The 13,240-nt window shown below is 33.6% G+C and carries 15 protein-coding genes; 10 read left to right on the top strand and 5 right to left on the bottom strand.

Features of this window, described 5'->3' with window-relative positions; translation table 11 throughout:
* Window positions 1–100: 100 nt before the first annotated feature.
* From rsgA to AC3WRL_RS17410, 4 genes are all read left to right on the top strand, one after another.
* Complete coding sequence (gene rsgA, locus AC3WRL_RS17425; RefSeq protein WP_214825648.1) at window positions 101–1,027, top strand: ribosome small subunit-dependent GTPase A; 927 nt, start codon at window positions 101–103, stop codon at window positions 1,025–1,027.
* Between the two features lie 8 nt (window positions 1,028–1,035).
* Entirely contained in the window at window positions 1,036–1,857 is an 822-nt protein-coding gene (locus AC3WRL_RS17420; protein WP_214825647.1) for a helix-turn-helix domain-containing protein, read from the top strand.
* Window positions 1,858–1,978: 121 nt separating this feature from the next.
* The gene (locus AC3WRL_RS17415; protein ID WP_214825646.1) at window positions 1,979–3,169 is read left to right on the top strand and encodes a multidrug effflux MFS transporter; all 1,191 of its coding nucleotides are present in this window, start codon (window positions 1,979–1,981) and stop codon (window positions 3,167–3,169) included.
* Between the two features lie 400 nt (window positions 3,170–3,569).
* Entirely contained in the window at window positions 3,570–3,986 is a 417-nt protein-coding gene (locus AC3WRL_RS17410; protein WP_076355787.1) for a nucleoside-diphosphate kinase, read from the top strand.
* Between the two features lie 98 nt (window positions 3,987–4,084).
* Here the strand turns inward: AC3WRL_RS17410 and AC3WRL_RS17405 are convergent, their stop codons facing one another.
* A complete protein-coding gene (locus AC3WRL_RS17405; RefSeq protein ID WP_492330845.1) occupies window positions 4,085–5,923 on the bottom strand; it encodes an alpha-L-fucosidase in 1,839 nt (612 codons plus the stop codon).
* Between the two features lie 198 nt (window positions 5,924–6,121).
* Between AC3WRL_RS17405 and chrA the strand changes: the two genes are divergently transcribed.
* The 4 genes from chrA to chrI are packed head-to-tail and all read left to right on the top strand — an operon-like array spanning window position 6,122 to window position 7,969.
* The gene (gene chrA / locus AC3WRL_RS17400) at window positions 6,122–6,328 is read left to right on the top strand and encodes an MNIO class RiPP chryseobasin precursor ChrA (protein WP_214825641.1); all 207 of its coding nucleotides are present in this window, start codon (window positions 6,122–6,124) and stop codon (window positions 6,326–6,328) included.
* 3 nt (window positions 6,329–6,331) lie between these two features.
* Window positions 6,332–7,141 carry a multinuclear nonheme iron-dependent oxidase gene (locus AC3WRL_RS17395; RefSeq protein ID WP_492330844.1) on the top strand — a complete coding sequence of 270 codons (810 nt, stop codon included), beginning with the start codon at window positions 6,332–6,334 and terminating at the stop codon, window positions 7,139–7,141.
* Window positions 7,104–7,430 carry a hypothetical protein gene (locus AC3WRL_RS17390; RefSeq protein WP_492330843.1) on the top strand — a complete coding sequence of 109 codons (327 nt, stop codon included), beginning with the start codon at window positions 7,104–7,106 and terminating at the stop codon, window positions 7,428–7,430. The genes AC3WRL_RS17395 and AC3WRL_RS17390 overlap by 38 nt, the downstream gene beginning before the upstream one ends.
* A gap of 50 nt (window positions 7,431–7,480) precedes the next feature.
* Complete coding sequence (gene chrI / locus AC3WRL_RS17385) at window positions 7,481–7,969, top strand: chryseobasin maturation helper ChrI (protein WP_492330842.1); 489 nt, start codon at window positions 7,481–7,483, stop codon at window positions 7,967–7,969.
* Window positions 7,970–8,176: 207 nt separating this feature from the next.
* Here the strand turns inward: chrI and rpe are convergent, their stop codons facing one another.
* Together rpe and chrP are read right to left on the bottom strand one after the other, a co-directional pair.
* Complete coding sequence (gene rpe / locus AC3WRL_RS17380) at window positions 8,177–8,827, bottom strand: ribulose-phosphate 3-epimerase (RefSeq protein WP_214825635.1); 651 nt, start codon at window positions 8,825–8,827, stop codon at window positions 8,177–8,179.
* 111 nt (window positions 8,828–8,938) lie between these two features.
* Complete coding sequence (gene chrP, locus AC3WRL_RS17375; protein WP_214825632.1) at window positions 8,939–10,015, bottom strand: chryseobasin maturation metalloprotease ChrP; 1,077 nt, start codon at window positions 10,013–10,015, stop codon at window positions 8,939–8,941.
* 51 nt (window positions 10,016–10,066) lie between these two features.
* Here chrP and AC3WRL_RS17370 point away from each other — a divergent pair, with 51 nt between their 5' ends.
* The gene (locus AC3WRL_RS17370; protein WP_214825630.1) at window positions 10,067–10,774 is read left to right on the top strand and encodes a DUF4294 domain-containing protein; all 708 of its coding nucleotides are present in this window, start codon (window positions 10,067–10,069) and stop codon (window positions 10,772–10,774) included.
* An 18-nt stretch (window positions 10,775–10,792) separates the two neighbouring features.
* Here AC3WRL_RS17370 and AC3WRL_RS17365 read toward each other — a convergent pair whose 3' ends face one another.
* Together AC3WRL_RS17365 and mnmC2 are read right to left on the bottom strand one after the other, a co-directional pair.
* Window positions 10,793–11,209 (bottom strand): NUDIX domain-containing protein, encoded by a 417-nt coding sequence (locus AC3WRL_RS17365; protein WP_214825628.1) that lies wholly within the window; start codon window positions 11,207–11,209, stop codon window positions 10,793–10,795.
* 180 nt (window positions 11,210–11,389) lie between these two features.
* On the bottom strand, window positions 11,390–12,064 hold the full coding sequence (gene mnmC2 / locus AC3WRL_RS17360; protein WP_214825627.1) for a tRNA (5-methylaminomethyl-2-thiouridine)(34)-methyltransferase MnmC2: 675 nt from the start codon (window positions 12,062–12,064) through the stop codon (window positions 11,390–11,392).
* Between the two features lie 84 nt (window positions 12,065–12,148).
* Here mnmC2 and AC3WRL_RS17355 point away from each other — a divergent pair, with 84 nt between their 5' ends.
* Entirely contained in the window at window positions 12,149–13,222 is a 1,074-nt protein-coding gene (locus tag AC3WRL_RS17355; protein WP_214825625.1) for a branched-chain amino acid aminotransferase, read from the top strand.
* Window positions 13,223–13,240: the final 18 nt, after the last annotated feature.

Genomic DNA, 13,240 nt, shown 5'->3' with positions numbered 1-13,240 from the left:
TAGGGCTTAGGAACTAGGGATGGAAAATAATAGTATTATATGTTATATTTCTAAACCTGAATCCTAAGCCCTAATTCCTTATATTTGCAGTCAATAAAATATGAAAGGAAAAATAATTAAATCTACAGGAAGTTGGTATCAGGTTTTGGAAATGGAAACCGGTAGAATTTTCGAGGCCAGAATTCGCGGAAAATTCAAACTGATAAAAACACGTCTTACCAATCCACTTGCTGTAGGAGATTATGTGGAATTTCAACTTGAACAGGATGATATCGCATGGATTACTAAAATAGAACCACGTAAAAATTACCTGATCAGAAAATCTGTTAACCTTTCAAAAGAAGCTCATATTATTGCATCCAATATTGATATGGCATGCTTTATCTTTACACTTAAGCATCCTGAAACATCCCTGGGTTTTTTAGATAGATTTCTGGCATGTTGTGAAGCTTATAATATAACACCATTAATTTTATTCAATAAAATAGATGTCTTAAATGAAGAGGAAATAGAGATCGTAAAAGATATCGAATTTACTTATCAGGAAATTGGATATGATTCATTAGAAATTTCTTCTTATTCAAGACTTAATTTAGAAGATTTAGAGGAGATTTTAAAAGATAAAACATCGGTGTTTTTTGGGCATTCAGGATGTGGGAAATCTACCTTAGTGAATGCTTTACAACCAGGACTGAATTTAAAAACTTCTGAAATATCAGATTCTCATCTTAAAGGAAAACATACTACCACCTTTGCTCAAATGCATTTTTGGGCTTTTGGCGGGAATGTAATAGATACACCAGGCGTGAGAGAGTTTGCGATGATTGATATCCAGAAAGAAGAAGTACAGCATTATTTTCCTGAAATTTTTAGAAAAAGAAAAGAATGTAAATTTCACAATTGCATGCATGTTAATGAACCAAAATGTGCCGTTCTTGATGCGATTGAAACTGGAGAGATTCAGTATTCAAGATATTCTACATATATAAAACTGATGGATGAAGCAGAAGAAGCTTCTCAAAAATAATCTTCTTCATGAGCCAGGAAAAACATATTCCTATCCATAATCTAACATATCAGGAATTTCAGCTGACAACCCTGGAAGGGGGACATCCCGAAAATTTTGATGATATTCACCGGCATAACTTTTTTGAAATCCTCTGGTTCAATAAGGTTAAAGAAGACAGCCAGCTGGAGTTGGATTTTGAGCACTACACGATCAAAAACAATCAGATATGCATTATAGCTCCGGGGCAGGTATTTAATATGAAGCTTCGTGGTGAGAAAGGCTATGTTTTTGCCATCAGTAGAGAAATTTTTCAGGAAATTTGTGAGATAGAGGTTATTTTAACCAGTGGCACGCAGCCTTTCTTTTTAGATACAGCAAGTCAAAAGACCTGTCATGGTCTGATAAAACTCCTTGAGCAGGAATATCATGGAAGTTCCCGTATGAATTTGATCAAAGCTTATCTTAAAGCTTTTTGCATCATTATTACTGAAGATCTTACCTCGCAGGAATCTTTAGTGAATGATAAACTGCGCATTCAAAACCTGATTGTTCTGATTGAAGAATATTATATCACAGAAAGGGAAACCAAGTTTTACGCAGAAAAACTTAATGTAAGCACTCATCATCTTAATGATATTGTTCGTATTTCAAGGGCAACTACAGTGAAAAAGATGATTGCCCAACGGATTTTACTGGAAGCTAAAAGAGAACTAAGCTTTGGAGCTTTAACGATAAAAGAAGTTGCTTTTAAATTAGGATTTAATGAAGCTTCTTATTTTTCAAGGTTTTTTAAAAAGCAAACAGGATATAATCCGGAACATTTTAAAAGTATAAAAGATCAATTCTAAGGAAATCTTCAGTTTGTGCTGGTATCCCCTCAGTTGTTTTATTGGGTCTTCCTTTTTTTTATAAGAATTTTGCACATCGTAGAAGTCATAATGTTGGCGAATAATGATTTAAAAATTCTTTATGAAAAACCTGAGTATTATTGTATTTATTTTAGCTCTTTTGAACACCCTTGAGTCCTTGAGTATCGATTTATATTTACCTGCTTTTCCAAGTATGGCAAAAATCTTTCAGACAGATATTGGCCACATACAAATTTCTATTTCCATTTTTTTTGCAGGTTTTGCTATTGGACAGCTGTTGTGGGGACCATTATCCGATAAAAAAGGAAGAAAGCCAATGCTTTATTGTGGTTTAATTCTTTTCATTGTGGGAGCAGTTGCTATTATTTTCACTGAAAATATTTATGTATTGTGGATGATGCGTTTTCTTCAGGCCTTTGGAGGAAGTGCGGGTATCGTTATTGGCAGAGCAATTGTGATCGATTTATATGACAAAGAAAAGGCAGTAACTATTTTTTCTAAACAATCACAGATAAGTGGGATCGCACCCATTGTAGCGCCGCTTTTGGGAAGTGTATTTCTTAGATTCTGGGGGTGGAACAGTGCATTCAGTTTCTTAAGTATTTTAGGAGCCTTAACCTTATTACTGGTCGCTAAGTATGTGCCGGAAACCAATTCAAGGATAACATCGCCTGAAACTACATCGTCCGAAACTAAATTAAAACATCACTTAAAAATTATCATTTCAAATGGAGATTTTATAAGCAATACCATCATTGGAAGTATCGCTTTTGCTTCATTGATTATTTATATTTCCAATGCTCCGTTACTATTTATGGAAATTCATGGGTTCTCCAGTGAAGTATTCAGCTTTATATTTGCTTTTAATTCGATGGCGTTGATATTTGCTGCATATATAACACCGAAATTAGCGCAAAGGATAAGGGATACGAAAATTTTATTATCTGCAGCAATTTTGCTTCTTTCTATGAGTTGCCTACATTTGATGGTATCAATAGTGCAGTTGAATGTAGGTTTGGAAGTAGCAGTCTTATTTTCCTCCCTTATAGCAATAGGTCTTCTGTTTCCTATTACTACGGCACATGCATTGTCTCCTTTTAAAGAAGGACGTGGAACAGCTGCGGCATTAATGGGGTTTATGCAGTTGATGGTTACTTTCTTAATGTCAGCATTAGTTGGTCTTTTAGAATCTAAATCGGTCATGCCAATGATTATTGCGCGTATTTTACTTGCAGCAATTGCAGTATATTTTGCTTATTATACTTTTTCCCGGAAAAAAGTTTTGGCATAATACATAAATATTAATTCAAAATGAATAATTTATGACAAAATTGAGTAATTCTGAATGAAATTATGCCATTTATGCTATCATATTTGAGAGCATTTTTTGAACAATAAATTGTTGATTTTTACCTTTTTTGGATTTTAGGCGAAGATTTTGGGGATTTTTTCGCAAAGGTTAGTAGGAAATTTTATGAGTATTCATAATAAAAAACCCAGCCGAAGCTGGGTAAAAACTAATAACCATGAAAACTCAAATTAAACATGAGAATCGCAATAAAATAAACAATTACTGTGCCAAGATTTATTTCGCATTTCTTAATAAAAGTTATTTTTATGTTAAAAAAAAATTAAAATAGAAGTAAGAATATTTTTTTGTAATTTTGCGCCATTAAAAAAAATATACATTTATGTCTAACATTACATTCACTATGATTAAGCCTGACGCAGTAGCAGATGGACATATCGGTGCTATATTAGGTAAAATTGCAGAAGGAGGTTTTAAAATCAAAGCTTTAAAATTAACTCAACTTACTGTTGCTGATGCAAAAAAATTCTACGAAGTACATGCTGAAAGACCATTCTATGGGGAATTAGTAGAGTTTATGAGTTCAGGTCCAATCGTAGCAGCTGTTTTAGAAAAAGACAATGCTGTTGAAGATTTCAGAACTCTAATTGGTGCTACTAACCCAGCTGAGGCTGCAGAAGGTACTATTAGAAAAATGTTCGCAAGAAGCATTGGAGAGAACGCGGTTCACGGTTCAGATTCTAATGAAAATGCTCTTATTGAAGCACAATTCCATTTTTCTGGAAGAGAGATTTTTTAAGATAAAAGATTTTTTCAAAATATAAAATCCGGGGATTATTCTCCGGATTTCTGTTTTACAAAAAGGTAGGGTGTGGATAGCCTCAGCCAGCAATGTTGTTACAGGTTACTTTCGATAGCACCTACTTTTTCCCTGTATAACTCAATAGGTTTATCAAGTAATACGGCAATAATAGTCATATTCCTATCCAATCTTTCTTTTGGAGCATCAATATAAATAATTCCCGGTCTGTCACTCCAATATAATTTATTAAAAATATGATGGCTGATCATAGAACCTTCACCAACAATTCTGATTCTTGAGATCCCATTTTTAATTCCCTTCAGGGCAATAGGTCCGCTGGGAATTCCTTCTACAAAAAGATAAAGGGTTTGTTTATCCTTCGAAAGGGTGCTCATTCCTGAATAGTGGCCACCTGGTAATCCTTTGCCGGTATCGAAAAGAGCTTCAGCATGTTTACTGATCCATGATAAAACTTCAGGGTTTGTATTAGTTTTTGGAATGGTCATATCCATACCATCATTAGTAAGTCCAGAATGATCTAATACATTGTTTCCATCATTTATTTGGTTGGCAATGTTATAAATTGTCTCTTTTGTATTTTTATTGTTTATTACATCTGAGAGTGATTTTTTTTCTAGTGGGAAATCTTTTAATATTTTAAGTGGATCATTAAATGTTAATTGAACTACTGTTACATCCTCGTCAAATTGTGTATTTGAAAGATTAAGGGTTAAAGTATTGTTTTTACTAAGATCAAAGTTTATTTTTGCTTTATTATCTCCGATGATTTTTGCAGAAATAGGTTTAGTTTTTATACCATAGATTTTCATGAGATCTTTTGCTTCCTCCAGATACAAAAAGAGGGATTTTCCATCAGCAGAAAGTGCTGATTTTCCTTTATAATTTTCAAAAGGTAATCCGCGTCGGGTAGCATAAATGGCTTCAGGGTATTTTGAAGTCCATCGTCCCATATTCTTTAGAATTTTAACCTGTTCTTCAGAAACACTTCCATCAGCTTTCGGACCCATATCAAGTAGAAGGTTTCCACCCATACTTATTACATCTGCCAAAGTTCTTATCAGCATATTCGGGGTTTTATAATGAGTATCAAAAGGCTGATACCCCCATGAATCATTCATAGTATAACATAATTCCCAATATTTATTTTGTGGAGCAATTACGGGAATACCCTGTTCAGGAGTTTCATAATCTCCATGATTGTTTAATCTTGAATTAATGATAATATTCGGATTGAACTTTCTTAGATTTTCCAACGTCTGTGAAGCTTGCCATTCTTCCGAAGTATGTTCCCAATCCCCATCAAACCATAATAAATCCGGCTTATACTGATTTGAAAGTTCATTTAATTGACTTTGGTAATACTGAATAAAACTTTGCCAGCGTTTAGGATCATTTTTAATTTCATACCTTTTTTTAATTCTTGTATTGATATCATAATAGGGATGACTCCAATCCGGAAGAGAATAGTAGAGTCCCGTTTTTATTCCTGATTTTTTAAGTTCATTGACAAAAGGTGTTAAGACATCCTTTTTTGCTAAAGAATTTTCAGGAATGGTAATGGCTTTTTCAGCTTTAGAATCCCAGAGTGAAACGCCATCATGATGTTTTGTAGTTATCACAGAATATTTAGCTCCGGATTCCTTAATTAGCTTTGCCCAATATTCAGGATCAAATTTCGATGCAGAAAACCCATTAAGCTGCTTCATGTAGTTTTCATGGTTAATATAATTATTAAAAAAGGACCATGATTCCGAAATTCCATCTACAGAATAAATTCCCCAATGGATAAAAATTCCAAGTTTAGCATCCTGAAACCATTCCATTTTCTTATTTTCAGTTGATAGGGATTGGGCATTCATATGGGCAGCTAATGACAATCCTAACAGGAACAATCCGGTAAATCTGCATTTCATGTTTTTTATTTTAATCTCAAAAATAGGAAAAGTGTCTTACAAAACCCCTATTGATAAAGTGCTAATATGTTTTTCTCAATAAAAAAGTTTCAACTATAATCTTATCATAAAATAGATGGGATAATTTTGTTTTTATTATAGTATTTTTGATATAATGCAATGGAATAATTCTTGTAACCATTCATTAAAATATAGATTATGAAAATACCAGCATTATTGATGGCAGGTTTAGTAACGGTAAGTTTATCTGCACAGACTACTACACCTACTGTAAAGAAAACTAAAAAGCCAATAAAGAAAGTAAGAAAAGCAGAGGTTCCTAAAAGTAATACAAGACCTATTGCTAAAAAAGATACTATTTTAAGAGGAAAGAATTATCCTTGCGTAGCATGTGGTATGGGTTAACTTATGAAAAAACCGCTATTAGGATTATCAATGATGGCTGAGGCAGATTTTGTTTCAGCTATTTTGCCTTTATTTGAAAACAACCAAATAGAAATTTTAGAATGGTCTTTTGATACTTTTTATGATGTAGAAGAACCTGAATGGCTAAAAGGTTTACTGGATTTTTATTCTCAAAATAACCGTCTGATCGGTCATGGTGTCTATTATTCCCTTTTTGATGCGAAATGGACAGAAAGACAGGAAGAGTGGCTTAATAATCTAAAAACTGAAACTGAAAAGCGCCATTATAATCATATAACTGAGCATTTTGGTTTTATGAATACAGAAAACTTTCATCAAGGTATTCCTTTGCCGGTTTCCTTGAACTCCAAAACACTACAAATAGGAAAGGACAGACTTTTAAGGCTGCAAGATGTTGTAAATGTTCCAATAGGAATTGAAAACTTAGCTTTCTCTTTTTCTATAGAAGATGTAAAACAACAAGGACAGTTTCTTGATCAGCTGATTACGGATATTGATGGGTTTTTAATTCTGGATCTTCATAATATCTATTGCCAGGCCTATAATTTTGACGTTCAGCTCGAGGAAATTATTAGTGCTTATCCTTTAGAAAAAGTTAAGGAAATACATCTCTCCGGAGGAAGCTGGAATCAAAGTATTTACACTAAAAATAAACTAATTCGCAGAGATACCCATGATGATGCTATTCCTGAAGAAATATTAAATATTCTTCCTTTTGTACTTCCAAAGTGTGAAAACCTGCAATATATTATTATTGAAAGACTGGGGGGGGACCATAAAAACAAAAGATGAAAAAGAAGCATTTTTTGATGATTTTAGAAGAGTCAGAGAGATTATCGATAGCATTGAATATCATGAAGATAATTATCCGGCGATCTGGGAGAAAAAAAATGTTAATTTAGTTTCACCGCTCGAGGATCTACAATTATATGAAGATCAGACACGCTTAACAAAGCTGCTGTTTGATGATAAACCGGAATTGATTAAAAGTCAAACATTTCACTATTTTAAAACAGATGATTGGGATATAGAGATGATCAATACTGCTAAGAGTATTATAAAAAAATGGAATCCTTATTAAGGGCGTTACTCATATATCAACATTAGAACCATAAAACAAAAACTATGAAAATGACAACAATTCTATTAATTTTAACTGCTGTATTAACGGCTCTTATAGGTGGCCTTTTTTACGCATATTCCTGCTCGGTGGTATTAGGCCTGGGGAAATTATCAGATGCAGAATATCTGAAAGCAATGCAGTCTATTAACAGGGAAATTCTAAATCCTGTATTCTTCCTGAGTTTTATGGGGACAGCAGCGATGCTTCCCATTTCTACTTTTTTATATAGGGCACAAAACCCTGTATTCATGTTATTGTTATTGGCAACAATAATCTATCTCATTGGGGTTTTTGGAGTTACGATAGTGGGAAATGTTCCTCTAAATGATCAGTTGGATCAGTTTAATATAGTAGATTCTACAGCAGAAGGATTAAAGAAGATGCGTGAAGTTTTTGAAAACAGATGGAATTTTCTAAATACCATACGTGCTATATGCTCAACCTTGAGTATACTCTTGGTTATATGTGCCTGTGTCTGGACTAAAGCAGAATCATAGATTCAGTATAAATACTTATTGCAAATTCAGTATTTCTACGGATGCACCGTTTTGTATTTATTGAGATCTTTACTTCAGCATAGAACAAAGAAAATTTAAGCATTAAAGTCTAAAAGACTGAAACTAATAACCATCGTAAGCTCAGATTTTCAAAGAAGAAAGGCAGCCTAACAGCTGCCTTTTGATATGATATAGTAATTTCTATATTTAAATTTTTAAAAGCTCTATTGTTCTTTCAGGACTTTCAGATGAGAAAACAGCGTTTCCGGCTACTAAAACATCAGCTCCGGCTTCAAATAATTTCGACGCATTATCCAAGTTAACACCTCCATCCACTTCAATTAACGCAGTAGAGTTGTTGCTTAAAATTAAATCTTTAGTTTCAGCAATCTTCTTATAGGTATTTTCAATAAATTTTTGTCCTCCAAATCCTGGATTTACACTCATTAATAACACCAAATCGACATCCGCAATAATATCTTCCAGCATTAAAACCGGAGTAGAAGGATTAAGCACAACTCCTGCTTTAGCTCCTCTGCTTTGAATAAGGTGGATCGTTCGGTGTAAATGCGTACAAGCCTCATAGTGGATAGAAATTAAATCAGCTCCGTGATCAATAAATTCTTCAACATACTTTTCAGGTTCAACGATCATCAAATGAACATCAACAAATTTTTTAGCATGTTGCTGAACAGTCTTCATCACAGGAAAACCAAATGAAATGTTTGGAACAAATCTCCCATCCATGACATCGATATGGAACCAGTCGGCCTGAGAATTGTTCAACATTTCAATGTCTCTTTGCAGATTCCCAAAGTCTGCGGATAATAGGGAAGGAGCAATTAGCTTAGTTTTCATTTTTACTTTTATATTAGATTTACTAAAGGTGTCAGACGTAAGATACCCGATGTCAGACTTGGTTCTTTTCCCAAAAGTCTGATATCTGACATCTGTTATCGAGTATCTTTATTAATGATATTTCAGTTTCATTTCCGGTTTTATCTTCAAAATCGTTTCGTAGATTAATGAGATAACGTTTCCGACATCTTCTTTTGAAACCATTTCTACCGTTGTATGCATGTAGCGCAAAGGTAGAGAAATCAAGGCACTTGGAACACCGCCATTGGAATGTGCGAAAGCATCCGTATCCGTTCCTGTTGCTCTGCTGGCAGCCGCTCTTTGATAAGGGATCTTTTTAGTTTTTGCCGTATCAATGATTAATTCTCTGATCGTGTGATGAACACTAGGGGCAAAGAAAATTACAGGCCCGTCACCACATTTTTGGTCACCTTCTTTTTTCTTCTCGATCATAGGTGTTGTAGTGTCATGGGTAACATCAGTTACAATAGCGATATTTGGTTTTATCGTATCAGCAATCATGTCTGCTCCATATAAACCTACTTCTTCCTGAACGGAGTTTGTAATGTATAGACCAAAAGGAATCGTTTTTTTATTTTCCTTTAAAAGTCTTGCTACCTCTGCGATCATAAATCCACCAATCCTATTGTCTAAAGCTCTGCAGACAAAATAACGGTTATTCATTTCAAAGAATTCGTCTGGATAAGTGATCATACAACCTACGTAAATACCCATTTCTTCAACTTCTTTTTTGGTAGTGGCTCCGCAGTCGATGAAGATATTTTCGATTTTTGGTGTTGGTTCGTTTTGATTAGCGCTTCGGGTGTGAATGGCTGGCCATCCGAAAACTCCTTTTACGATGCCATTTTCTCCATGAATGTGAACAACCTTTGATGGAGCGATCGTTTGATCTGAACCTCCATTTCGGATCACATAAATTAATCCGTCATCCGTAATATAATTAACGTACCAGGAGATTTCATCCGCATGTGCTTCGATAACCACTTTGAACTCTGCTTCAGGATTAATAATTCCATAGCAGGTTCCATAATGATCGACTTCAATTTTGTCTACATATGGCCGAATATAATCCATCCAGATTTCTTGTCCTTTATGCTCGTAACCGGTCGGTGAGGATGTATTTAAGTATTTTTCTAAAAATTTTAAAGATTTCTTTTCAAATTTCATAAAAAGGAATGATTTTTGCGTTCAATTTTTACTCTAATACGCGTAAAAATAATGAATTTTAGCAAGATTATTTGTCTTTTTCTTTTCTTTTTTGGGATTGGTGTTTTTGGACAAACAGATTCTATTATTGCTAAACCCCTGAGTCAGTACCCTCCGGAGGAGCTAAAAGTAGATGAATTTGGAAATAAATATTATTATGATGAAAGACAGAAAGCCAAGTTCTATGAAATAAATGGAGAAACAGTAGTTGTGATGGATGAGTTGATATTACTCAACAAGCCAAAATTCAATAACCAACTGGACAGAAATTATTACTATTTTCTTAATAAAAAACTTTACAGGGTATATCCTTTATTTGTAGCTGCTTTACAACAGTACAGAGATATTCAGAAAGAGATGACTAATCTGGATAGTAAAGCAAAAAGGAAATATGTGAGAGACCGGCAGAATATGTTAGCCGATCAATACGAAAAGCAGTTACGTGATCTTACTACGACAGAAGGTCAGGTTTTTGCAAAGCTCATGAACAGAGCGACCGGAAAGAATGTATTTGAGATCATTAAAGAATTAAGAGGTGGATGGAGTGCTTTCTGGTGGAATGTAAAGGGAAAAATGGCAAGTATAGATCTTAAAGATCAGTATGATCCTCATAGAAACAGAACGGATGAATTTTTAGAATCACTATTGCAGTCAAATTGGAACTCTGGTTATCTTCAGCCATATCCGGGAGCTGGTGATTTTAAAGTAAAGAAAAAATAAAAAAATACCTGTAAGCAATTACAGGTATTTTTCTTTTAGTTTATCAAATACAATTTGATCTATAGGTAAAGGAAAAGGATTATCTGGTCTGTCGATTGCTATCCATTCCGTTTTTTCAATACAAGGATCAAGAATAAGGAAATCTTCTTCATTAATTATATTGACTATATAATATATGGTAAGGAGTTGTTCATTTTCGCGGAAACGCGAAACTAAAAAATTCTCCTGCGTATAAAAATGTTCTACAACATCAATTTTTACATTAAGCTCTTCATCAAATTCACGATGAAGACATTCTAATAAACCTTCCCCATATTCTAAACCACCACCAGGAAATTTTATTAACTGATCTCCGGCATATTCTTCAAATAAGGTTAGAACTTTTTTATCCTTCACAGCACAGGCATAAACTCTAACGTTGATGTTGTCTATCATATATACTATTTTGTATAGCTAAAATAAGGAAATTTGTTAGAAATTAGAAATTAGAAGTTAAAAGTTGGTGGTGAATAATAAAACAATTTAATTTTAAAAATTTTAACCAAATACATCATATATAATATAGTATATCAAAGTTTATTTTTCTAATCTCTAATCTCTAATCTCTAAGATCAACTATAATTTAACTGCATTAAGCATTTCTCTCTTACCCGGTGGACCCTGTTTCTTTTCTACTTTGAAATTCAGTTCCTGAAGAATTCTTCTTACACTCCCTTTAGAAGAGTAGGTTGTTAATAATCCGTTAATATTCATTTTGTCGGAAACCATCTCAAACAGGGGTTTTTCCCAAAGATCTGGTTGTACACGCGCACCGAAGCAATCGTAATAAACTAGGTTTATTTTAGGTAAATCGAGATCTTTTAGTTCAAAAAAATCACATTTAATCTTTTTTAGATTAAAATTGTTAATGATTTCAACTGGTTTTTCCCATTCTGCTTGATGAATTTTATGATAAATTTCTTTGAATTCTATGTTATCAAAAAGTTCAAAATAGGCTAAATTTTTGATTTCTGATTCATTTATGGGATATTTTTCTAGTGAAAAATAATTAATAACATGATTTTTGTCAGTTTTTAAATATTCATTAATTGTAACCAAAACATTCAAACCTGTTCCAAAACCGAGTTCTAAAATATTAATTTCGTAATCATTTATTAAATTTAGTCCATTTTTGATAAACACATGTTCCGCTTCTTGTAAGGCTCCATGGTGAGAATGGTAGTTTTCATTTAATTCATTGATAAACAGTGTTTTACTTCCGTCATTAGTGGTCTTTATTTCTCTTTTCACCCTTTTTTTTGTCAAATTTAGTGTAAAATTTTTATATTTAGAAAATTATGTTAAATTTGTAGAACATCATAAAAAATTTTAGAAATGATAATTCAAAAAACTGAGAATTCCAGACTTTCTTCATTCGACCCAAATAATTTTTCTTTTGGGAATACTTTCATAGATCATATGGTGATATGTGAGTATGAGAATGGAAAGTGGGGGGACGTAAAATTGGTGCCTTATGGTCCTTTGGCATTTACGCCTGCAATGATGGGTGTAAATTACGGGCAGGCTTGTTTCGAGGGAATGAAAGCTTATAAAGACGAAGATGGTCAAGTTTTCCTTTTCAGGCCTGAAAAGAATTTTGAACGTATCAATAAGTCGGCTGCGCGTCTTGCTATGCCTGAGGTAACGGAAGAAATGTTTTTAGATGGTTTGAAAGCGTTAGTAGATATCGACAGAAACTGGATTCCTCAGGGAGAAGGAATGTCTTTATATATCAGACCTTTGATTTTTGCTACAGAAGAAGCTTTAAAAGCGAGAGTATCTGAAAAATATATGTTTGCAATTGTTGCAACGCCAGCGAAAAGTTATTATACAGAACCTGTTTCTGTAAAAATCTCTGATCATTATTCAAGAGCTGCTAACGGAGGTGTTGGTTCAGCTAAAGCTGCAGGAAACTATGCTGCATCTTTTTATCCTACTCAATTAGCAATGGCGGAAGGATATGATCAAATTATCTGGACAGATGATTCTACTCACGAATATTTTGAAGAAAGTGGAACAATGAACGTTTTCGTTAGAATTAATGATACGGTTTATACACCACCAACTTCAGAAAAAATCTTAGACGGAGTAACAAGAGACAGTTTCATCCAATTGGCTAAGAAAAGAGGAATTGAAGTTAAAGTTGAGCCAATTGCAGTAAAAACTGTTGTAGAAGCTCAGAAGAACGGGACATTAAAAGAAGTTTGGGGTGTAGGAACAGCGGTTGTAACCACTATTTTCCAGGCATTAGGATATCAGGGAGAGAAATTAGACTTACCTAAATTATCTGATGAGGAAAGTTTTGCTGCAATTCTTAAAAATGATTTAGTTGATCTACAGACTAATCATTCTGATGATTCTTTCGGATGGAGAGTACTGGTTGAGAAAAATGTATTGGAAACAGTTTAATTCCAACTTAAGAATTTA

It is taken from the genome of Chryseobacterium sp. FW101-FHT12H09 (assembly GCF_058790395.1).
Note: the sequence above shows the minus strand (reverse complement) of the source record. Positions and strands in the feature narration are given on the sequence as shown.